Origin of the sequence: Streptomyces sp. CB01881, assembly GCF_002953255.1 — a bacterium.
GTDB lineage: Bacteria > Actinomycetota > Actinomycetes > Streptomycetales > Streptomycetaceae > Kitasatospora.
In genome coordinates this window covers 1,703,638-1,724,072 of sequence record NZ_CP026498.1, presented here as the reverse complement: position 1 = coordinate 1,724,072, position 20,435 = coordinate 1,703,638, and the positions used below count along the sequence as shown (strand labels likewise).

Sequence of the window (20,435 nt, the reverse complement as noted above, 5' to 3'; positions counted from 1 at the left end):
CTCGGCCGCCGCCTCGGAGGCGGTCACCGCGCGGCACCCGACCGGAGCGGGCACAGGATGTCGGGTGCGGCAGGCTGGGTCCTTCCTACGGTGGTGATCAGTAAGAGGAAGGACGGGGGCAGGGATGCTGGAGCACCTCAACCGGGCGATGGAGCACATCGAGGAGTGCCTGGGCGCGTCGGTCGGCCCGTCGGCCGACGGGTCCGCGGGCGCGTCCGTCGATGTGGCCGAGCTGGCGCGGATCGCGATGACGTCGGAGTACCACTTCCGGCGGATGTTCTCCGCACTGGCCGGCATGCCGCTGTCGGAGTACGTGCGGCGCCGTCGGCTCACCATCGCCGGGGCCGAAGTGCTCGCCGGCGAGCGGACGTTGCTCGATGTGGCGGTCCGGTACGGCTACACCTCGGGGGAGGCGTTCGCCCGGGCGTTCCGGGCGATGCACGGCGTCGGGCCCGGGGAGGCCCGCCGTGAGGGTGCGGCGCTGAAGTCCCAGCCCCGGATGTCCTTCCGACTCGTCATCGAAGGGAGCAGCAGTATGGAATACCGCATCGTCGAGAAGCCCGCGTTCCGGATCGTCGGACGGCGGGCCCGGGTCCCGCTGGTTCACGAGGGGGTGAACCCGGCCATCGCCGAGTTCATCAGGGGGCTCGGCCAGGAGGCCGTCGACCGGATCTCGGCCCTCTCGGACCAGGAGCCGGAGGGGATCCTCTCGATCACCGAGTTCTTCTCGGACAGCCGTGAGGAGGGCGTCGAACTCGACTACTACCACGCGGTGGTGGCCGGTACGGACGCGGTGGTCCCGGACGGCCTGGACGTGCGCGAGGTGCCGGCCGGCACCTGGGCCGTCTTCTCCAACGCCGGGACCTTCCCGAAGGCCCTCCAGGAGATGTGGCGGGACGTCTACACCCAGTGGTTCCCCTCCAACCCGTACGAGACCCGCCCGGGCCCGGAGATCCTGCGCACCCGCTTCCTGCCCGCGGGCGAGGCGGAGGCTCAGCTCTGGATCCAGGTGGAGCGCACTGCACGGTGAACCAGGCCGTTCCGGTGGGGAGTTGGCCACCCCCACCGGAACGGCGGGCTGTTATGGTCCGCGCATGATGAAGCGCGTGCCCTTCCAAGGGGCGGAGAAGGAAAGCCTGTTCACGGCTCTCGACCGGCACCGTGACGCGGTGCTCTGGAAGCTCGAAGGGCTCGACGACGAGCAGCTCCGGCGGCCGATGACCCCGTCCGGGACGTCCCTGCTGGGCCTGGTGAAGCACCTCGGCGGCGCCGAACTCGGCTGGTTCTGCGAGACGTTCGGCCGCGAGACCGGTCCGCTGCCGTTCGACCTGGACGAGGACGAGGAGTCCGACCTGCGGATCCGGCCGGACGAGTCCACCGCCGACGTCCTCACCTTCTACGCCCGCGCCCGTGCGGCCGCCGACCTGGTGGTCGAGGATCTGGAGCTGGACGACCTCGGGCGGGCCTGGTTCGGCGATGAGGTGTCGCTGCGCTGGGTCCTCATCCACATGGCCACCGAGACCGCCCGTCACGCCGGGCACATGGACATCCTCCGCGAACTGCTCGACGGCCGGACGGGCGACCACAGCCGGGGGTGAGCGGCGGGAGCGGGGCGGGCGGTCCCGGCAGGACGTCCCCCGGACGCGCACGGCGGGCCGCTGGCGGACGGTGAAGCCCGTCGGCCGCCGGTCCGCGGGCCGCCGGCGCCGCCACGCGTCCGTTCGGCGCAGCACCGGCGGGCCGTGCCCCGGCCCGGCCCGCATGCTGGGGCGGGGGAGGAGGCCCGGCAGGGCCCCGCGCAGGGGCCGCGGCGAAGGAGTGGATCGAGGATGGCCAAGGCGTTCGGGTTCGTCGAGTACGGCGGGCCGGAGAATCAGGAGTTCCTGGACCGGCCGGTGCTGGAGCCGGGACCGGGGCAGCTGGGGATCACGGTACGGGTGGCCGGGGTGAACCCGGTGGACTGGAAGGTCCGCCGCGGGTGGCTCGGGAAGGACCGCGAGCTGCCGGCTGTCATGGGGCAGGAGGCCGCGGGGGTGGTCGAGCGGATCGGGCCGGGCGTCACGGGGTTCACGCCGGGGGACGAGGTGTTCGGCGTCGCGGCGGCCGGGGCCTTCGCCGAGCAGACGCTGCTGCTGGCGTCGATGAGTGCCGTCAAGCCCGGGGCCGTCGGATTCGCCGAGGCGGCGACGCTGCCGGTGGCGGCGGCGACGGCCGACGACGGGGTCCGCGACGTCGGGGTGGGCTCGGGGCAGACGCTGCTGATCCTCGGCATCGCGGGCGGCGTGGGCAGCGTCGCCGCGCAGATCGCCCGCAGCCGCGGAATCCGGGTGGTGGGAACGGCGGGCGACGCCAACCGCGGGTACGTGGAGTCGCTGGGCGCGGTGCAGGTGCGCTACGGCGACGGTGTGGCCGAGCGGATCAGGGCGGTCGCACCGGACGGGGTGGACGGCATTCTCGACCTCGTCGGCGGGGACGACCTGCGCGCCGCCGCCGCGACCCTGTCCGACCGCTCGAAGCTGGTCTCCACCGTCGACCCGGCCACCGCCGCGGAGCTGGGCGGCCGCTTCATCACCCGCTCCACCACCCCGGCGACGCTCGCCGGACTGGCCGCCCTGGTGGCCGCCGGCGAACTGGACGTGCACATCACCGGCCGCCATCCGCTGGCCCACGCCGCGGAGGCGCTGGCCCTCGTCGAGTCGGGGCACGCGCACGGCAAACTGATCCTCGAAATCGGCTGAGAGCAGGGCGAGATGAAGCAGAACAAGGTGACCACGGGCGGGCCCTGCTGGGTGGAGCACGGCAGCGCGGACCCGGAGGCGGCCAAGCGGTTCTACGGTGAACTCTTCGGCTGGCAGCCGGAGCGCGACGAACGGCCGGAGGCCGGCGGCTACACCTTCATGAGGCTGGACGGCGCGATCGCCGCGTCGATCGCCCCACTCTACGGGGAGGGCCAGCCGACGGCCTGGAGCATCTCCTTCGCCGTCACCGACGCCGACGCCACCGCCGACCTGATCACCGGGGCGGGCGGGAGCATCATCGTCGCGCCGATGGAGGCGCTGGACTTCGGCCGGTTCGTGATCGCGGCGGACCCGTCGGGAGCGGTGTTCGGGCTCTGGCAGGCGAACCGGCTGACCGGCGCCGAGGTGCTCAACGACCCGGGCGCGCTGGGGTGGGTGGAGCTGCTGACCCGCGACCCGGAGGGCGCCCGGGCGTTCTACCCGGCGGTGTTCGGCTGGACGGTCCGCCCGGCCGACCGGTACACCCAGTGGGGCCTGGCCGACGAGGACTTCGGCGGCATGCTGACGATGGACGACGGCTTCCCGCCGCAGGTGCCGCCGCACTGGCTGCCGTACTTCGCCGTCGCGGACGCGGAGGTGACCGCGTTCCGGGCCGGCAACCTCGGCGCGGGCGTCCTGATGGCACCGGTCTCGATGCCGGGCGGCCGCCGGATCGCCGTGCTGCGCGACCCGCTGGGGGCGGCGTTCGGCATCTACCAGGACTCCGGGGAGGGCTGAGCCCCGGGGCGGGTCGGTCCGTCCGGGGCGCGCCGGCAGGTCCGGGTCGCGCCGGCGGTTCGGGTCGCGCCGGTAGGTCGGAGTCAGGCCGGGCGGTCCGGGTCACGCAGGCCGGTCCGGGTGCGCCGGCGCGACGCCGTCACCGCCGTCACCGCCGCACCTGCCGTGACCAGCAGCGCCACCGCCGGCACCACGTCGCCCACGCGGTCGTACCAGGTCAGCTCGGTCGGCCCGGTCAGCGGCAGGCGCACGGTCAGTGCACCGGTGCGGTCGGTGCCGAGCCGGGCCAGTTCCCGGCCCTGGGCGTCGAACGCGGCCGAGACGCCGGTGAGCGAGGCCTGGACGGACGGCCGGCCGGACTCCGCGGCGCGGATCGCGGCCAGCGAGACGTGCTGCTCGGGTGCCCAGGTGCGCTGGAAGGTCGAGGTCGAGGACTGGTAGACCAGCACCCGGGCGCCGTCCCGGGCGGCCGTGCGGGACATGTCGGGGAAGGCCGACTCGAAGCAGATCAGCGCCCCGACCGGCAGCGGCGCGCCTCCGCGGTCGGTGACCGGGAGGACGTGGAACGCCGTTCCCGGCGCCCGGTTCTCGCCGGCCGCCCGGCTGACGCCCGCGATCCAGCCGAGCAGCGGCCGCAGCGGGATGTACTCGCCGAACGGCACCAGCCGGATCTTGCGGTAGCGGTCGACGATGCCGGCCGGGGAGACGAGGACGGCGTCCTTGGAGATCCGCCCGTCCGCCTTGCGGGCGTCCTCGCCGGCCAGGACCTCGGCGCCGGTGACCGCGGCGAGCTGGCGCAGCCGGGCCAGCGAGGCCGGATCGCGGTCGAGGTCGGCGGTGGTGCTGGACTCGCCCCAGACGACCAGGTCGACAGGCCGCCCGTCGAGCGCGGCGGTCGCGGCGGCGCTCGCCTCGAACCGGGCCTGCGGATCCTCGACGATCCCGGGCTGGACCAGCGCGACGGTCACCGCCCCGTCCCGGACGGGCGCGGCGCGCAGCGAGAACAGCACCGGGCCGGCCGCCAGCACCAGCACGGTGGCCAGTGCCGCCACGGCGCGCGGGCGCCGGCCGGTGGCGGTCAGCACGATCAGCACCCCGGTGTTGACGGCCGCGACGGCGGCGCTGACCAGCCAGATCCCGCCCGCCGAGGCCAGCGCCAGGACAGCCGGGTGCTGCCACTGGGTCGCGCCGAGCAGCGCCCACGGCCCGCCGAGCGCGTGCCAGGACCGCGCGTACTCGGTGGTCAGCCAGACCGCGGGGACGACCACCAGGGCCGAGAGCGCCCGGCGTGTGGTCAGCGGCGGGTGCAGCAGCCGCCACACGGCGTACCCCACCCCAGCCTGCAACGCCCCGAACAGCACCGCGAGCACCGGCAGCGCCGGCCCGATCGACGGGATCAGCCAGTACATCGCCGTGAGGATGAACCCGGCGCCGAACCACCACCCCCGCACCGCCGCCTCCCGCCCCCCGGGCGCCCGCTGCATCAGCAGCAGGCCCGGCACCAGCGCGACCCACGCCAGCGGGGCGAGCCCGGGCGCCGGAAAGGCGAGCACCGGCAGCGCCCCGGCCGCCAGCGCGGCCACCCGTGCCCGGTACCGGTGGGCATGGACGTCCTGGTCCTGGCCGGCGGATGTCCCGAGGGCGGGCGGGCTGAGGGCGAGGCGGCGCGACATGCCCCGTATTGTCCGCTTGGCCGGGGAATGCCACCAGTATTCGCGTCACCCGAACGGGCGATGGAAATTCCGCCGGCGAGGAAACGTCACCGGCAAGCGAAACGCCACCGGTAGCGGGAAGGCAGCCGGTGGCGGGCACGCCGCACGCGACGGGCACGCCGTCGGCGGGGGGAATGCCGTCGGCGCTCACGCGTGCGGCCGCCGCCCCCGGAACGGGGACGGCGGCCGCACGGGGCCGGTCGTCAGCCCTCGTCGCCCTCCAGGTCGCCCTCGGTCTCCAGGAAGGCGGCCTGGAGCTCCTCGATCAGCCGGGGGTCGGGCTGCTCCCAGAGGCCGCGCTCGGCCGCCTCCAGCAGGCGCTCGCTGATGCCGTGCAGCGCCCACGGGTTGGCGCCGGCCAGGAACTCGCGGTTGACCGGGTCGAGGACGTACTCCTGGGTGAGCTTCTCGTACATCCAGTCCGCGACCACACCCGTCGTGGCGTCGTAGCCGAAGAGGTAGTCGACGGTGGCGGCCATCTCGAAGGCGCCCTTGTAGCCGTGGCGGCGCATCGCCTCGATCCAGCGCGGGTTGACCACGCGGGCGCGGAAGACCCGGGCGGCCTCCTCGGTGAGGGTGCGGGTGCGGACCGTCTCCGGGCGGGTGGAGTCGCCGATGTAGGCGGTCGGCGCCTTGCCGGTGAGCGCGCGGACGGTGGCGACCATGCCGCCGTGGTACTGGAAGTAGTCGTCCGAGTCGGCGATGTCGTGCTCGCGCGTGTCGGTGTTCTTCGCGGCGACGGTGATCCGCTTGTACGCGGTCTCCATCTCCTCACGGGCCGGCCGCCCGTCCAGGCCGCGCCCGTACGCGTAGCCGCCCCACACCGTGTACACCTCGGCGAGGTCGGCGTCGGTGCGCCAGTCGCGGCTGTCGATCAGCTGGAGCAGTCCGGCGCCGTACGTTCCGGGGCGGGAGCCGAAGACCCGGACGGTGGCCTTGCGCTCGTCGCCGTGGACGGCCAGGTCGGCCTGGACGTGCGCGCGGACGAAGTTCTGCTCGGCGGTCTCCTCCTGGGCGGCGGCCAGGCGCACCGCGTCGTCCAGCAGGGCGACCACGTGCGGGAAGGCGTCGCGGAAGAAGCCGGAGATGCGCAGGGTGACGTCGATGCGCGGGCGGCCCAGCTCCTCCAGGGAGACCGCCTCCAGGCCGGTGACCCGGCGCGAGGCGTCGTCCCAGACCGGGCGGACGCCGAGCAGGGCGAAGGCCTCGGCGATGTCGTCGCCGGCGGTGCGCATCGCGCTGGTGCCCCAGAGCGAGAGCCCGACCGAGGGCGGGAAGGCGCCGTCGTTGTCGGCGGTGTAGCGCTCGACCAGCGAGGCGGCGAGCGCCTGGCCGGTCTCCCAGGCGAGCTTGCTGGGCACGGCCTTCGGGTCGACGGAGTAGAAGTTGCGGCCGGTCGGCAGCACGTTGACCAGGCCGCGCAGCGGCGAGCCGGACGGCCCGGCCGGGACGAAGCCGCCGCCGAGCGCGTGCAGCACGGCGTCCAGCTCGTCGGTGGTGGCGGCGAGGCGCGGGACGACCTGGGTCGCGGCGAAGGCCAGCACCTCGTGGACGGCCTCCGGCAGCCCGGCGGCGACCTTCTCGACCGCCTCGACCGCCCAGTCCTCGGCCTCCATCGCCTCGACCAGGGCGCGCGCCTGCGCCTCGGCGGCGTCGGTGGCGCCCAGGCTCAGCGCGGCCTCGTCCAGGCCGAGCGCCTCGCGCAGCCCGGGCAGGGCGCTGACGCCGCCCCAGATCTGCCGGGCGCGCAGGATGGCGAGCACGATGTTGACCCGGTCGGTCCCGCTCGGCGCCTGGCCGAGGACGTGCAGGCCGTCGCGGATCTGGGCGTCCTTGATCTCGCAGAGCCAGCCGTCGACGTGCAGGAGGAAGTCGTCGAAGCCGTCGTCCTCGGGGCGCTCGTCGAGGCCGAGGTCGTGGTCCAGCTTGGCGGCCTGGATCAGCGTCCAGATCTGGGCGCGGATGGCGGGCAGCTTGGCCGGGTCCATCGCGGCGATGTTGGAGTGCTCGTCCAGCAGCTGCTCCAGGCGCGCGATGTCGCCGTAGGAGTCGGCGCGGGCCATCGGCGGCACCAGGTGGTCGACCAGGGTGGCGTGGGCGCGGCGCTTGGCCTGGGTGCCCTCGCCCGGGTCGTTGACCAGGAACGGGTAGACCAGCGGCAGGTCGCCGAGGACGGCGTCCGGGCCGCACTCGGCGGAGAGCGCGGCGGTCTTGCCGGGCAGCCACTCCAGGTTGCCGTGCTTGCCGAGGTGGATCACCGCGTCGGCGCCGAAGCCGCCGTCGGCCTGCGCGGCCGCGATCCAGCGGTAGGCGGCCAGGTAGTGGTGGGACGGCGGGAGGTCGGGGTCGTGGTAGATCGCGACCGGGTTCTCGCCGAAGCCGCGCGGCGGCTGGATCAGGACGAGCAGGTTCCCGGAGCGGATCGCGGCCAGCACGATGTCGCCGTCCGGGTTCTGCGAGCGGTCGACGTAGAGCTCGCCGGGGGCCGGGCCCCAGTGCTCCTCGACCTGCGTGCGCAGCGCCTCGGGCAGCGTGGCGTACCAGCGGCGGTAGTCGGCCGCGGGGATGCGGACCGGGTTGCGGGCGAGCTGCTCCTCGGTGAGCCAGTCCTGGTCGTAGCCGCCGGCCGCGATCAGGGCATGGATCAGGGCGTCGCCCTCGTGCTGGTCCTGCGCCGCGGTGTCCAGGCCGGGCAGGTCGGTGCCGAGGTCCATGCCCTCGGCGCGCAGGCGCTCCAGCAGGCGCATCGCGCTCGCCGGGGTGTCCAGGCCGACGGCGTTGCCGACCCGGGCGTGCTTGGTCGGGTACGCGGACAGGACGAGGGCGAGCCGGCGCTCGGCGGCCGGGATGTGCCGCAGCCGGGCGTGCTTGACGGCGGTGCCGGCGACCCGGGCGGCGCGCTCGGGGTCGGCGGCGTAGACGGTGAGGCCGTCCTCGTCCAGCTCCTTGAAGGAGAACGGGACGGAGATCAGGCGGCCGTCGAACTCGGGCACGGCGATCTGGGTGGCGGTGTCCAGCGGGGAGAGGCCGTCGTCGCTGGCCTCCCACTGGGCGCGCGACCAGGTCAGGCAGAGCGCCTGCAGGATCGGCCGGTCCAGCGCGGCCAGCGCGCCCGCGTCCCAGGCCTCCTCGTCGCCGCCGGCCTGCGCGTCGGCCGGGCGGGTGCCGCCCGCGGCGAGCACGGTCGTGACGATCGCGTCGGCCTCGCCGAGTGCGGCCAGCAGCTCGGGCTCGGCGCCGCGCAGCGAGGCGCAGTAGTACGCCCGGGCCTGCGCGCCCTGGTCCTCGACCGCGCGGCACAGCGTCTCGACGAAGGCGGTGTTCCCGCTCATGTGGTGGGCGCGGTAGTAGAGCACGGCGACGGTCGGGCCGTCGGTCGTCCGGGCCTCGCGGACCAGCGGGCCCCAGGCGGGGGCGGAGGCCGGCGGGGCGAAGCCGTGGCCGGTGAGCAGCACGGTGTCGGAGAGGAACGCGCCGAGCTCGGCGAGGTTGGCCGCGCCGCCGTGGGCGAGGTAGGCGTGCGCCTCGGCGGCGATGCCGGCGGGCACGGTGGACAGCTCCATCAGCTGGGCGTCGGGCGCCTGCTCGCCGGTCAGCACGATCACCGGGCGGGGGCCGGCCAGCAGCGCGTCCAGGCCCTCCTGCCAGGCGCGGCGCCCGCCGAGCAGGCGGACCACGACCAGGTCGGTGCCCTCGACCAGGGCGGGCAGGTCGTCGGACGAGAGCCGGGCCGGGTTGCCGAGGCGGTAGCGGACCGGCCCCTCGGAGGCACGGGCACTGAGCAGGTCGGTGTCGGACGTCGACAGCAGCAGGATCATGCGAAGGCCCTCCCGGCCTCGATGGCGGGCATGGGCACAGAACTGCGGGGGCGCATGGCGTGGAGCCTTCCTCGGGGTCCGCGCCCCGGGCCGGTGGAGGACGGCAGGAGTTCCTGGCTCCCACGGTCTCCGGAACTCCGGTGAACCGTGGTCACAGTGGCGGGACCGCACCGGGCTTGCACCGGTTTCCTCCCCTGCGCCGTCGCTGGCGTGCGGGCGGTCCGCGAGGGCCGCCCGGCAGCATCGTACGGGGTGCGGCTGACCTGGGGGAGTGCCCCGGTGGGGCGGCGGGGAGTGTGACCCGGCGTACGGAGGCAAGCGATCGGATCATCTGTATGCTCGCGGCCATGCCACCGACACCCGACGCCACCACGCCGGGCGCCGCGGTGCCCGACCGGGGGCGCGCGGACGCCTGCCCGGGGGCCCTTCGTCTGCACACCGCCGACGACGGCGCCCTGGCCCGGGTCCGCCTGCCCGGCGGTCTGCTGACGGACCGTCAGGCGCTGGTGCTGGCCGAGGCCGCCGAGGCGCTGGGCGACGGCGCGCTGGAGACCACCTCACGCGGCAACGTCCAACTGCGCGGCCTGGCTTCGGACTGCGGGCAGGAGCTGGCCGGGCGGCTGCGCGCCGCCGGACTGCTGCCCTCCGAGACGCACGAGCGGGTCCGCAACATCGTGGCCTCGCCGGGCCCGTCGGCCGGCCCCGCCGACGGCCGGCCCGACGTCCGGGCCTGGGCGCGCGAGCTGGACGCCGGGCTCTGCGCGAGCGGCTGGGCCACCGGGCTCTCCGGCAAGTTCCTCTTCGCGCTGGACGACGGGCGGGGCGACGTCGCCGCGCTCGACGCCGATGTGACATTGATCGCAGGCTCGGCCGCCGGCCCGGGGACGGACCCGGCCGCGGGCGCGGGCAGGGGCGCGGACGGCGCTCCGCGCGCCGGTGCGGAGGGCGCGGGCCCCGGCTCGGGACGTGCGGACGGCACGGTGCTGCTGCGCCTCGGCCGGGCCGCCACCGCGCGCGTCGTCCCGGCCGCCGGGGCGGTGGACGCCGCACTGGACGCCGCCCGGGAGTTCCTGGACGCGCTGCGTGCGAGCGGCCGGAAGGCCTGGCACCTGCGCGACGTGCCCGACCTGCTGGAACCCGGCGCCGCCCCGCTGCCCGACCTGCCCGGTACGCCCCCGCCGCTCGGTGCGCTGCCCGGCGGGCTCTCCGTCGGCCTGCGCTTCGGCCGGGCCACCGCCGCCCAGTGGCGCGCGCTGGCCGGGGCGTCGGCGGGGGAGCTGCGGCTGACCCCCTGGCGCGGCGTCGTCCTGCCCGGGGCGGCGGCCGACCGGCTGCCCGCGCTGGCGGCGGCCGGCTTCCGCACGGCGCCCGGCACCGCCTGGGACGGCGCGAGCGCCTGCACCGGACTGCCGGGCTGTGCCAAGTCCCTGGCCGACGTCCGTACGGACGCGGCCCGGGCGTTGGATCTCGCGCCGGTGCCGGGCGGCGGGCTGCGGGTGCACTGGTCCGGTTGCGAGCGGCGCTGCGGCCACCCGGCCGGGGCGTGGGTGGACGTGCTCGCCACCGGGCAGGGCTACCGGGTGACGGTGGACGCCGCCACCGTGGACGTGACGAACGAGGAGATGGCCGAGGCGGTCGCCGAGGCCCGGAGGACCACGAAGTGATCGAGTACGAGAAGGACGGCGCGTCCATCTACCGCCAGTCCTTTGCCACCATCCGGGCCGAGGCCGACCTCGCCGCCCTGCCCGCCGACGTGGCCCAGGTCGCGGTGCGGATGATCCACGCCTGCGGCATGACCGACCTGGTCGAGGACCTGGTGTACTCGCCGGGCGCGGTCGCCTCCGCCCGCGCGGCCCTGAACGCGGGGGCGCCGATCCTCTGCGACGTGAACATGGTCGCCAGCGGCGTCACCCGCAAGCGGCTGCCCGCCGACAACGAGGTGATCTGTACCCTCACCGACCCGTCGGTGCCCGAACTGGCCCGGAAGATGGGCAACACCCGCAGCGCCGCCGCCATGGAGCTCTGGCTGCCCAGGCTGGAGGGCGCGGTGGTCGCCGTCGGCAACGCGCCGACCTCGCTGTTCCGGCTGCTGGAGATGATCGAGGCGGGCGCACCGCGCCCGGCCGCGGTGATCGGCGTCCCGGTCGGCTTCATCGGTGCCGCCGAGTCCAAGGAGGCCCTGGCCGTGCACCCGTCCGGCCTGGAGCACCTGGTGGTGCGCGGCCGGCGCGGCGGCAGCGCGATCGCCGCGGCCGCCGTCAACGCGATTGCGAGTGAGGAAGAGTGACGGACACTCAGCAGACCGGCCGGCTCTACGGGGTCGGCCTGGGCCCCGGCGACCCGTCCCTGGTCACCGTCCGCGCCGCCGAACTCATCGGCAAGGCCGACGTGGTGGCCTATCACAGCGCCCGGCACGGCCGCTCGATCGCACGGTCCATCGCCGAGCGGTACCTGACGGGCGGTCAGATCGAGGAGAAGCTGGTCTACCCGGTCACGGTCGAGACCACCGACCACCCCGGCGGCTACCGCGGCGCGCTCGACGACTTCTACCAGGAGGCCGCCGCCCGGCTGGCCGCCCACCTGGACGCCGGCCGTGACGTCGTCGTCCTCGCCGAGGGGGACCCGTTCTTCTACGGCTCCTACCAGCACATGCACAAGCGCCTCGCGCACCGCTACCCGACCGAGGTGGTCCCCGGCGTGACGTCGGTCAGCGCCGCCGCCGCCCGGCTGGGGCAGCCGCTCACCGAGGCGGAGGAGACGCTCACCGTCATCCCCGGCACGCTGCCGGAGGAGGAGCTCACCGCGCGGATCGCCTCGGCCGACTCCGCCGTGATCATGAAGCTGGGCCGCACCTTCCCGGCCGTGCGCCGCGCACTGGAGCGGGCCGGCCGGCTGGACGACGCCCAGTACGTCGAGCGCGCCTTCATGGACGGCGAGCGCATCGCGCCGCTGGCCGAGGTGGACGCGCAGACCGTCCCCTACTTCTCCGTCGCGGTGCTGCCCAGCAAGGTCGCGCCGCTGGAGCCGGCCGTGCCGGCGGCCGGCGGCGCGGGAAGCGTCACCGTGATCGGCACCGGCCCGGCCGGGCCGCTCTGGCTCACCCCCGAGGCGCGCGGCGCGCTCGCCGCCGCCACCGACCTGGTCGGCTACACCACCTACCTGGACCGGGTGCCCGTCCGCCCCGGCCAGCAGCGGCACGGCTCCGACAACAAGGTGGAGTCCGAGCGCGCGGAGTTCGCCCTCGACCTGGCCCGCCGCGGCCACCGGGTCGCGGTCGTCTCCTCCGGTGACCCGGGCGTCTTCGCGATGGCCACCGCCGTGCTGGAGGTGGCCTGCGAGGAGGCGTACCGCGACGTGCCGGTCCGGATCGTCCCCGGTATGACCGCTGCGCACGCCGCCGCCTCCCGCGCCGGCGCCCCGCTCGGCCACGACTACGCCGTGGTCTCGCTCTCCGACCGGCTCAAGCCCTGGGACGTGGTCGCCAAGCGCCTGCGCCTCGCCGCCGAGGCCGACCTCGTGCTCGCCCTCTACAACCCGGGCTCGCAGTCCCGCACCACCCAGGTCGGCCTGGCCCGCGACCTCCTGCTGGAGTACCGCGCGCCGGAGACCCCGGTGGTGATGGCCCGCGACGTCGGCGGTCCGACCGAACGCGTCCGGACCGTCCGCCTCGCCGACCTCGACCCGACCCAGGTCGACATGCGCACGATCCTGCTCATCGGCTCCTCGCAGACCCAGGCCGTCGAGCGCGGCAACGCCACCGAGGTCGTCTGGACCCCCCGCCGCTACCCGGAGGCGTGAACCCGCGCGGAGCGGGAAGCCGGTCCGGCCGGCCGGCCTCCCGCTCCGGCAGGGCGGGTGGGCCGCCGGCTGACGGGCGGGGGAGGATGGGGGCGTCCAGGAGCGGGAGTGCGGAGCAGGGAGCGGTCGTGGGTGAGGTCGGAGGTCGGGCCGGGCAGCTGAAGAGCAGCGGCCTGCGGCACGGGTGGACGACCGGCGCCTGCGCCACGGCGGCGACCAAGGCGGCGTACCAGGCGCTGCTGACGGGGGCGTTCCCGGACCCGGTGGTGATCACGCTCCCGAAGGGGCAGCAGCCCGGATTCGCCCTGGCCGCGGAGGAGTTGGCGGGCGGGCCGGGTGCGGCGGGTGTGGCGGCGAACGCGTCGGCCGGGCCGAACGCGCAGGCCGGGCCGGCCGCGCGGCGGGCGATGGCCGCGGTGGTCAAGGACGCCGGGGACGACCCGGACGTCACGCACGGCGCGCTGATCCGCTCGACGGTATGGGCGGGGGAGCCCGGCAGCGGTGTGGTGTTCCGGGCCGGGCCCGGGGTCGGTACGGTCACCAAGGCGGGGCTGCCGCTCGGCGTCGGCGAGCCGGCCATCAACCCGGTGCCCCGGCAGATGATCCGCGACGCGGTCGCCGAGGTGGCGGCCGAGTTCGGCGGTGACGGGGACGTCGTGGTGGAGATCTCCGTCGACCACGGGGAGGAGATCGCCCGTTCCACCTGGAACCCGCGGCTCGGCATCCTCGGGGGCCTCTCCATCCTCGGTACGACCGGCATCGTCGTCCCCTACTCCTGTTCCGCCTGGATCGACTCCATCCGGCGCGGGGTGGACGTCGCCCGGGCCGCCGGGCGGACCCACGTCGCCGGCTGCACCGGCTCGACCTCGGAGAAGGTCGCCGTCGCCGTGCACGGCCTGCCCGAGGACGCACTGCTCGACATGGGCGACTTCGCCGGGGCCGTGCTCAAGTACCTCAAGCGCCACCCGGTGCCGCGCCTGACCATCGCGGGCGGCTTCGCCAAGCTCTCCAAGCTCGCCGCCGGCCACCTCGACCTGCACTCGGCGCGCTCCCAGGTGGACAAGGGGTACCTGGCCGGGCTGGCCCGTACGGGTGGCGCGGGCCCGGAGCTGGCGGACGCGGTGGCGGCGGCCAACACGGCGCTGGAGGCGATCCAGCTCTGCCGTGCGGCCGGGGTCCCGCTCGGCGACCTGGTCGCCGAGGCGGCCCGCGCCACCGCGCTCGGCGTGCTGGTCGGCTCACCGGTCGCGGTGGACGTCATCTGCATCGACCGGGCCGGCACCATCGTCGGCCGTGCGGAGCCGGCCGGGCCGGAACAGGCCTGAACCGTTGCTGTGATGTGAAGATCTGACGCCCATACGAGGTGAGAATCGGACAAAAGTGGTGCAAGGTGCGGGCCAGGTTCTGGTGCTATCTCAACCATGAGATATGGTCTGCCGGGTGACAGGCGACTACCTCACCCGTATCGGCACCCTCATCCGTACCGCGCGTCAGCACCGTGGTTGGTCCCAGGCTCAGCTCGGCGAAGCCCTCGGCACCAGCCAGAGCGCGGTCAACCGCATCGAACAGGGCAAGCAGAACGTCAGCCTTGAGATGATCGCCCGCATCGGCGAGGCGCTCGACAGCGAGATCGTCTCCCTCGGCTACGCCGGCCCGATGCACCTGCGGGTCGCCGGCGGCACCCGCCTCTCCGGCGCGATCGACGTCCGCAGCAGCAAGAACGCCTGCGTGGCGATCCTCTGCGCCTCGCTGCTGACCACCGGCCGCACCACGATCCGCCAGGTCGCCCGGATCGAAGAGGTCTACCGCATCCTCGAAGTGCTCACCAGCATCGGCGTCAAGAGCCGCTGGACCAACGACGGCCGGGACCTCGAACTCACCCCGCCCGCCGAACTCGACCTGGCCGCCATGGACGTCGAGGCCGCCCGCCGCACCCGCAGCGTGCTGATGTTCCTCGGCCCGCTGATGCACCGCGCCGACCGCTTCGCCATCCCGTACGCCGGCGGCTGCGACCTCGGCACCCGCACCGTCCAGCCGCACCTCACCGCGCTGCGCCGCTTCGGCCTGGAGGTCGCCACCACCGCCGGCGCCTACCACGCCTCCGTGCAGCCCGGCGCGCCGATGGACCGGCCCATCGTGCTGACCGAGCGCGGCGACACCGTCACCGAGAACGCCCTGCTCGCCGCCGCCCGGCACGACGGCGTCAGCGTCATCCGCAACGCCTCCCCCAACTACATGGTCCAGGACCTCTGCTTCTTCCTGGAGCGGCTGGGCGTGAAGATCGAGGGCATCGGCACCACCACCCTCACCGTGCACGGCGTTCCCGAGATCACCTGCGACGTCGACTACACGCCCGCCGAGGACCCGGTCGAGGCGATGAGCCTGCTCGCCGCCGCCGTCGTCACCTCCTCCGAGCTGACGATCCGCCGGGTGCCGATCGAGTTCCTGGAGATCGAGCTCGCGGTGCTGGAGGGGATGGGCCTCGACTACGACCGCACCCCCGAGTACCGGGCCCACAACGGCTACACCCGGCTGGTCGACCTCACCGTCCGGCCCTCCAAGCTGACCGCGCCGATCGACACCATCCACCCGATGCCGTTCCCCGGCATCAACATCGACAACGTGCCGTTCTTCGCCGCGATCGCCGCGGCCGCCCACGGCACCACGATGATCCACGACTGGGTCTACGACAACCGCGCCATCTACCTCACCGAACTCACCCGGCTCGGCGCGGACATCAAGCTCCTCGACCCGCACCGCGTCCTCGTCCAGGGCCCGACCCGCTGGCGCGCCGCCGAGATGGTGTGCCCGCCGGCCCTGCGCCCGGCGGTCGTCATCCTGCTCGCGATGCTCGCCGCCAAGGGCACCTCGGTGCTGCGCAACGTCTACGTCATCAACCGCGGCTACGAGGACCTCGCCGAGCGCCTCAACTCGATCGGCGCCCAGATCGAGACCTTCCGCGACATCTGACGGATCGTCACACTGCCGGCCGGCCTCACCCGTCGAGGCCGGCCAGTAGTCGTGCGGCGTCCAGCCCGGTGGTCAGGTACTCCACGAACAGCGGGTTGTCGAGTGCGAACGGCGAGCGCCGCTCGCGGACCAACCCGACGGCGGGACCGGCCTCGTGGCCGAGCTCGACCAGGGCCTGGGCGACCGGCTACTCCCCGGTCTCGCCGTCGAGGTGCTCGCGCAGCAGGTCGGCGTGGCCGTTGTGGCGGGCGTACTCCTCGATCATGTGGGTGAGGATCCAGCGGAGCGAGAACGCCTCCTCGCCGTGGTGTCCGGTAACGTCCAACGACTCGGCCGCGGCGACGAGTTCCCGCGCGTGGTCGCACTCGCCGCGCCAGACGGCGAAGGCCTCGTCCGGGTCGGCGGTCTCCACGTCGAACTCCGCGAAGCTGCCGTCCGGGTGCTTCCAGAAGCCGGGGCGCCCCTCGTCGTCGAAGACGTTGCGGAACCAGCCGCGCTCCACCTCGGCGAGGTGGCGGACCAGCCCGAGCAGCGAGAGCCCGGAGGGCTGGAGGACACGGCTGCGGAGCTGCTCGGTGCTCAGGCCGGCGCACTTCATCGCGAGCGTGTCGCGCTGGAAGTCCAGGAAGCTGACCAGGGTGGCGCGTTCGTCGGCGGTCTGCAGGGTCGGGGTGCGCTGGTTGCTGTCCATCGCCCCATGATGGCAGCGCCGGGCGCGCGGCACCGCGGAATCACCGAGGGGCGGTGCCGTACCCGGCCAGCCAGTCCAGCGCCGCCGGTACCGACCCGGCCGCCGGCACGCCGGCCGGCAGCGGCGGGCGTTCCACGACCACGACCGGCAGGCCGAGTTCGCGGGCGGCGGTCAGCTTGGGGGCGGTGGCGGCGCCGCCGCTGTCCTTGGTGACCACCACGTCGATCCGGTGCTCGCGCAGCAGCGCCCGCTCGCCGTCCAGGGTGAACGGGCCGCGGTCGAGCAGGACGTCGAGGGCCGCGGGCACCGGGGGCTCGGGCGGGTCGACCGAGCGGGCCAGGAAGTGCAGGCCGTCGAGGTGGGCGAAGGAGCCGATGCCCTGCCGGCCGGTGGTGAGGAAGACCCGGCGGCCCAGGGCGGGCAGCGCGGCGGCCGCCTCGTCCAGCGAGGCGACCGGGTGCCAGCGGTCCCCGTCGACCGGTGTCCAGCCGGGGCGGCGCAGTGCCAGCAGCGGAACGCCGGTCGCGGCGGCGGCGAGGGCGGCGTTGCGCGACATCACGGCCGCGAAAGGGTGGGTGGCGTCCACGAAGGCGTCGACCTCGTGGTCGCGCAGCCAGGCGGCGAGCCCGTCGGGCCCGCCGAAGCCGCCGATCCGGACCTCGCCCGCCGGCAGCCGCGGCTCGGCGACCCGCCCGGCCAGCGAGCTGGTGACCCGCAGGCCCGGGCGGCCGGCCAGGGCGGCCGCCAGGGTCCGCGCCTCCGTCGTCCCGCCGAGGACCAGGACGTGCGCCATCAGGCCCCGCAGGGCTCGTGCGGGCGCTCGCGGTCCGCCGAGTAGAGGTGGCTGTCGCGGAACTGCTCGGCGGCCAGCGTCCGGCCCACGATGATCACTGCGGTGCGGGCCACGCCCGAGGCCTTGAGCTGCCCGGCGATGGTGCCGACGGTGCCGCGCAGCACCAGCTCGTCCGGGCGGCTGGCCATCGCCACCACCGCGGCCGGGCAGTCGGCGCCGTAGTGCGGGAGCAACTGCTCGACGACGTCGTCCACGTATCCGGCGGCCAGGTGCAGCACCAGCAGGGCGCCGCTGCGGCCGAGGGTGGCGAGGTCCTCGCCCTCGGGCATCGGGGTGGCGCGCTTGGCGATCCGGGTGAGGATGACGGTCTGGCCGACGGTCGGCACGGTCAGCTCCCGCTTGAGCGCGGCCGCGGCGGCGGCGAAGGCGGGGACGCCCGGGACGACCTCGTACGGGACACCGGCCGCGTCGAGGCGGCGCATCTGCTCGGCGACGGCGCTGAACACGGACGGGTCGCCGGAGTGCAGCCGGGCCACGTCCTGGCCGGCCTCGTGCGCGGCGACCAGCTCGGCGACGATCTGGTCCAGGGTGAGCCGGGCGGTGTCGACCAGCCGGGCGCCGGGCGGGCACTCGTCCAGCAGCTCGCGCGGCACCAGGCTGCCGGCGTAGAGGCAGACCTCGGCGCGGGCCAGGATGCGCGCGCCGCGCAGGGTGATCAGGTCGGCGGCGCCCGGGCCGGCTCCGATGAAGTGGACGGTCACGAGGGTTCCTGTTCGACGAGGGCGGCGGTGGTGGGCCTGGCGGCTTCGGCGGGGGGTTTGACGGCGGACCACTGGGTGACCGGCATCGCCTGGCGCCAGCCGGTGAAGCCGCCGACCGGGACGGCGTGGGCGACGGCCAGGCGCAGCAGTTCGCCGCCGTGCCGCCGGTACCACTCGGTGAGCAGGGCCTCGGACTCCAGGGTCACGGTGTTGGCGACCAGCCGGCCGCCCGGCGGCAGCGCCGCCCAGCAGGTGTCCAGCAGGCCGGGCGCGGTGAGGCCGCCGCCGATGAACACCGCGTCGGGGACCGGGAGTCCGGCCAGCGCGGCGGGCGCCGCTCCGGTGACCACGTCCAGCCGGGGCACGCCGAGTGCGGCGGCGTTGCGGGAGATGCGGGCGGCCCGGACGGGGTCGCGCTCGACGGTGACGGCCCGGTTCTCGCGGTGCGCGCGCAGCCACTCGATCGCGATCGAGCCGGAGCCGCCGCCGATGTCCCAGAGCAGTTCGCCGGGCGCGGGGGCGAGGGTGGCGAGGGTGGCGGCGCGGACGTGGCGCTTGGTCAGCTGGCCGTCGCTCTCGTACGCGTCGTCCGGCAGGCCAGGGACGAGCGAGGTCCGCGGGCCGGGGCCGAGCTCGGCCGCGATGACGTTGAGCGGGTCGCCGGCCGGGTGCGGCCAGCCGTCCGCCGGGCCCTCCAGGTGCCGTTCGCCGGGGCCGCCGAGCTGTTCCAGCACCCGGAGCCGGGCGGCGCCGAAGCCGCGGGCGGTGAGCAGCGCGGCGACGGCTGAGGGTGTCGCGGCGCCGGCGCTGAGGACGAGCAGCCGGCGGCCGGGGTGCAGGGCGAGCGCCAGGGTGTCGAGGGGGCGGCCGACCAGGCTCACCACCTCGGTGGTCTCCAGGGGCCAGCCGAGCCGGGCGCAGGCGTAGGAGACGGAGGAGGGGTGCGGCAGCACGCGCAGGCGCCCGGCGTCGGCGGATCCGGCGAGGTCGGCGGCGGGGTCTTCGGCGGGCGCCCCGGTCGGGGTCCCGGCGGGCGTTCCGGTGAGGGCCTCGGCGAGGGTGCGGCCGATGCCGTAGAACATCGGGTCGCCGCTGGCCAGCACCGCGACCCGGCGGCCGGCGTGTTCGGCGAGCAGCCCGGGGACGGCCGGGCGCAGCGGGGACGGCCAGGGCACCCGTGCGGCGGCGACCTCGTCGGCGGGGAGCAGGGCGAGCTGGCGCGGCCCGCCGATCACCACCTCGGCCTCGCGCAGGGCCGCCCGCGAGGTGCCGGCCAGGCCGGACCAACCGTCGGCCCCGATCCCGACGACGGTGATCGGGGGTGGCAGCTCGGGCACCGGGAGGCTCCTCGTTGGTCGGCAAGGCGTGGTTCGGTGCCCGCGCGGCGGTGGACGACCGCCAGTCCGCCGGTCGTCCGTGCGGGCAGCCGCAGCCTACCTGGCGGTACGCGGCGGGCTCCTGGCCAGGGTGCACGCCCGGCGGGACCGGGGCGGCGTCCTGCGGGCGGCGCCCCGGCGCAGCGGCGCGGTGTCGACATATCGCCGTCCGCCGGTGTGCCGGTGCTCCTGCCCTCCGGTGTCCTCACGACCCTCCGGGCCGATGTCCTCACGGCTCTCCGCACCGGTGTCCCGGCGCCCCGCCGCACCGGTGTCCCGGCGCCCCGCCGTGCTCAGGGCCCGTCGGCGGGTCCTCGCCGCTGCCGGTGCACCCAGTCCCCGGACGGGATGAGTGCCGGGTGGGCGCGCAGGCGGGCGGCGACGGCGGGGCCGGCCAGGTAGACCCAGGCCTCGCGCGTCCCGCCGCCCGCCGTCCGGACGGTCAGCCGTTGTCGCACGTACTCGCCGGTGCCGTCCGCCCGGCAGTCCTCCAGCAGGTCGAGCGCGGCGAGTGCGGGGCCGTACGCGCCGGGGCGCACGGTGATCAGCTCGCCGACGACCTGGCGTCCGGGCGTCGCGTCCGGCACGGCGAACGGGAAGCCGGGGCCGTCGTGCAGTGCGGCGCCGGGGAGCACCGCGGGCCGGACGTCGGCGCAGCGCCCGGCGAGGTGGAAGGCGTGGTTGTGGCCGCCGGTGCGGAGCGTGCCGTAGACGAAGAACGGCAGCGCGTCGTCGTCGGCGTCGTCGTCGGCGGGGCCGTCGGCTGGTTCGGCGGGCACTGGGCACCTCCTGGAATCCGACATCCGTCGGTGGTCGGGGTCGTCGGCGGTCGTCGGCGGTCGGTGGTCGGTCGTCCCCGGCCGTCGTGGCAGCGGCCGCGGCGGCCCGGCGCCGTTCCACCGGCCGAGGGGCGCCCACCGTAACGCCTGCGGCGATCGCCTGGTGATACCCACTGGCGCGCGGACCCGCTGATGCGCTGTCATGGCGGGTGAACCGCCAGC

General features: G+C 75.3%; 16 protein-coding genes and 1 riboswitch. Of the genes, 9 read left to right on the top strand and 7 right to left on the bottom strand.

Translation table 11 applies throughout. The annotated features are described in order from the left end of the window. The first annotated feature begins 124 nt into the window (after window positions 1–124). The 4 genes from C2142_RS07535 to C2142_RS07520 all read left to right on the top strand — a co-directional run bounded on the left by C2142_RS07535 (window position 125) and on the right by C2142_RS07520 (window position 3,515). The gene (locus C2142_RS07535; RefSeq protein WP_148641662.1) at window positions 125–1,030 is read left to right on the top strand and encodes a GyrI-like domain-containing protein; all 906 of its coding nucleotides are present in this window, start codon (window positions 125–127) and stop codon (window positions 1,028–1,030) included. Between the two features lie 64 nt (window positions 1,031–1,094). Continuing rightward, entirely contained in the window at window positions 1,095–1,598 is a 504-nt protein-coding gene (locus tag C2142_RS07530) for a DinB family protein (protein ID WP_148641661.1), read from the top strand. Between the two features lie 231 nt (window positions 1,599–1,829). Continuing rightward, window positions 1,830–2,738, top strand: coding sequence for an NADP-dependent oxidoreductase (locus C2142_RS07525; protein ID WP_148641660.1), 909 nt, complete (start codon window positions 1,830–1,832; stop codon window positions 2,736–2,738). 12 nt (window positions 2,739–2,750) lie between these two features. Further along, window positions 2,751–3,515 carry a VOC family protein gene (locus C2142_RS07520; RefSeq protein ID WP_148641659.1) on the top strand — a complete coding sequence of 255 codons (765 nt, stop codon included), beginning with the start codon at window positions 2,751–2,753 and terminating at the stop codon, window positions 3,513–3,515. Window positions 3,516–3,598: 83 nt separating this feature from the next. On the opposite strand, the gene lnt is transcribed toward C2142_RS07520, so the two are convergent. Together lnt and cobN are read right to left on the bottom strand one after the other, a co-directional pair. Then, complete coding sequence (gene lnt / locus C2142_RS07515) at window positions 3,599–5,188, bottom strand: apolipoprotein N-acyltransferase (RefSeq protein WP_148641658.1); 1,590 nt, start codon at window positions 5,186–5,188, stop codon at window positions 3,599–3,601. A 242-nt stretch (window positions 5,189–5,430) separates the two neighbouring features. Then, the gene (gene cobN / locus C2142_RS07510) at window positions 5,431–9,045 is read right to left on the bottom strand and encodes a cobaltochelatase subunit CobN (RefSeq protein ID WP_148641657.1); all 3,615 of its coding nucleotides are present in this window, start codon (window positions 9,043–9,045) and stop codon (window positions 5,431–5,433) included. Window positions 9,046–9,152: 107 nt separating this feature from the next. Further along, a riboswitch (cobalamin riboswitch) is annotated at window positions 9,153–9,237 on the bottom strand. A gap of 155 nt (window positions 9,238–9,392) precedes the next feature. Between cobN and C2142_RS07505 the strand changes: the two genes are divergently transcribed. From C2142_RS07505 to C2142_RS07485, 5 genes are all read left to right on the top strand, one after another. Next, on the top strand, window positions 9,393–10,709 hold the full coding sequence (locus tag C2142_RS07505) for a hypothetical protein (RefSeq protein ID WP_241002436.1): 1,317 nt from the start codon (window positions 9,393–9,395) through the stop codon (window positions 10,707–10,709). After that, the gene (locus C2142_RS07500; RefSeq protein WP_148641655.1) at window positions 10,706–11,332 is read left to right on the top strand and encodes a precorrin-8X methylmutase; all 627 of its coding nucleotides are present in this window, start codon (window positions 10,706–10,708) and stop codon (window positions 11,330–11,332) included. Before C2142_RS07505 ends, C2142_RS07500 begins: the two co-directional genes overlap by 4 nt. Further along, window positions 11,329–12,843, top strand: coding sequence for a precorrin-2 C(20)-methyltransferase (locus tag C2142_RS07495; protein ID WP_148641654.1), 1,515 nt, complete (start codon window positions 11,329–11,331; stop codon window positions 12,841–12,843). The genes C2142_RS07500 and C2142_RS07495 overlap by 4 nt, the downstream gene beginning before the upstream one ends. A 128-nt stretch (window positions 12,844–12,971) precedes the next feature. Beyond that, window positions 12,972–14,168, top strand: coding sequence for a cobalt-precorrin-5B (C(1))-methyltransferase (locus C2142_RS07490; protein ID WP_241002435.1), 1,197 nt, complete (start codon window positions 12,972–12,974; stop codon window positions 14,166–14,168). 115 nt (window positions 14,169–14,283) lie between these two features. Beyond that, window positions 14,284–15,813 carry a UDP-N-acetylglucosamine 1-carboxyvinyltransferase gene (locus C2142_RS07485; protein WP_148641652.1) on the top strand — a complete coding sequence of 510 codons (1,530 nt, stop codon included), beginning with the start codon at window positions 14,284–14,286 and terminating at the stop codon, window positions 15,811–15,813. A 187-nt stretch (window positions 15,814–16,000) separates the two neighbouring features. Here the strand turns inward: C2142_RS07485 and C2142_RS07480 are convergent, their stop codons facing one another. From C2142_RS07480 to C2142_RS07460, 5 genes are all read right to left on the bottom strand, one after another. Then, window positions 16,001–16,504: a DinB family protein gene (locus C2142_RS07480; protein WP_148641651.1), complete on the bottom strand. Its 504-nt coding sequence runs from the start codon at window positions 16,502–16,504 to the stop codon at window positions 16,001–16,003. 40 nt (window positions 16,505–16,544) lie between these two features. Continuing rightward, complete coding sequence (locus C2142_RS07475) at window positions 16,545–17,297, bottom strand: cobalt-precorrin-6A reductase (RefSeq protein WP_148641650.1); 753 nt, start codon at window positions 17,295–17,297, stop codon at window positions 16,545–16,547. Then, the gene (gene cobM, locus C2142_RS07470) at window positions 17,297–18,058 is read right to left on the bottom strand and encodes a precorrin-4 C(11)-methyltransferase (protein WP_148641649.1); all 762 of its coding nucleotides are present in this window, start codon (window positions 18,056–18,058) and stop codon (window positions 17,297–17,299) included. The genes C2142_RS07475 and cobM overlap by 1 nt, the downstream gene beginning before the upstream one ends. Continuing rightward, on the bottom strand, window positions 18,055–19,395 hold the full coding sequence (gene cbiT / locus C2142_RS07465) for a precorrin-6Y C5,15-methyltransferase (decarboxylating) subunit CbiT (protein ID WP_148641648.1): 1,341 nt from the start codon (window positions 19,393–19,395) through the stop codon (window positions 18,055–18,057). Before cbiT ends, cobM begins: the two co-directional genes overlap by 4 nt. A gap of 332 nt (window positions 19,396–19,727) precedes the next feature. Beyond that, window positions 19,728–20,213 carry a gamma-glutamylcyclotransferase family protein gene (locus tag C2142_RS07460; protein ID WP_241002434.1) on the bottom strand — a complete coding sequence of 162 codons (486 nt, stop codon included), beginning with the start codon at window positions 20,211–20,213 and terminating at the stop codon, window positions 19,728–19,730. Window positions 20,214–20,435 lie beyond the last annotated feature (222 nt).

Bases quoted from the DNA above. Each gene is read 5' to 3' on its own strand.
- C2142_RS07535 (WP_148641662.1), top strand. From the start codon at position 125: ATGCTGGAGCACCTCAACCGGGCGATGGAGCACATCGAGGAGTGCCTG.
- C2142_RS07530 (WP_148641661.1), top strand. From the start codon at position 1,095: ATGATGAAGCGCGTGCCCTTCCAAGGGGCGGAGAAGGAAAGCCTGTTC.
- C2142_RS07525 (WP_148641660.1), top strand. From the start codon at position 1,830: ATGGCCAAGGCGTTCGGGTTCGTCGAGTACGGCGGGCCGGAGAATCAG.
- C2142_RS07520 (WP_148641659.1), top strand. From the start codon at position 2,751: ATGAAGCAGAACAAGGTGACCACGGGCGGGCCCTGCTGGGTGGAGCAC.
- lnt (WP_148641658.1), bottom strand. From the start codon at position 5,188: ATGTCGCGCCGCCTCGCCCTCAGCCCGCCCGCCCTCGGGACATCCGCC.
- cobN (WP_148641657.1), bottom strand. From the start codon at position 9,045: ATGATCCTGCTGCTGTCGACGTCCGACACCGACCTGCTCAGTGCCCGT.
- C2142_RS07505 (WP_241002436.1), top strand. From the start codon at position 9,393: ATGCCACCGACACCCGACGCCACCACGCCGGGCGCCGCGGTGCCCGAC.
- C2142_RS07480 (WP_148641651.1), bottom strand. From the start codon at position 16,504: ATGGACAGCAACCAGCGCACCCCGACCCTGCAGACCGCCGACGAACGC.
- C2142_RS07475 (WP_148641650.1), bottom strand. From the start codon at position 17,297: ATGGCGCACGTCCTGGTCCTCGGCGGGACGACGGAGGCGCGGACCCTG.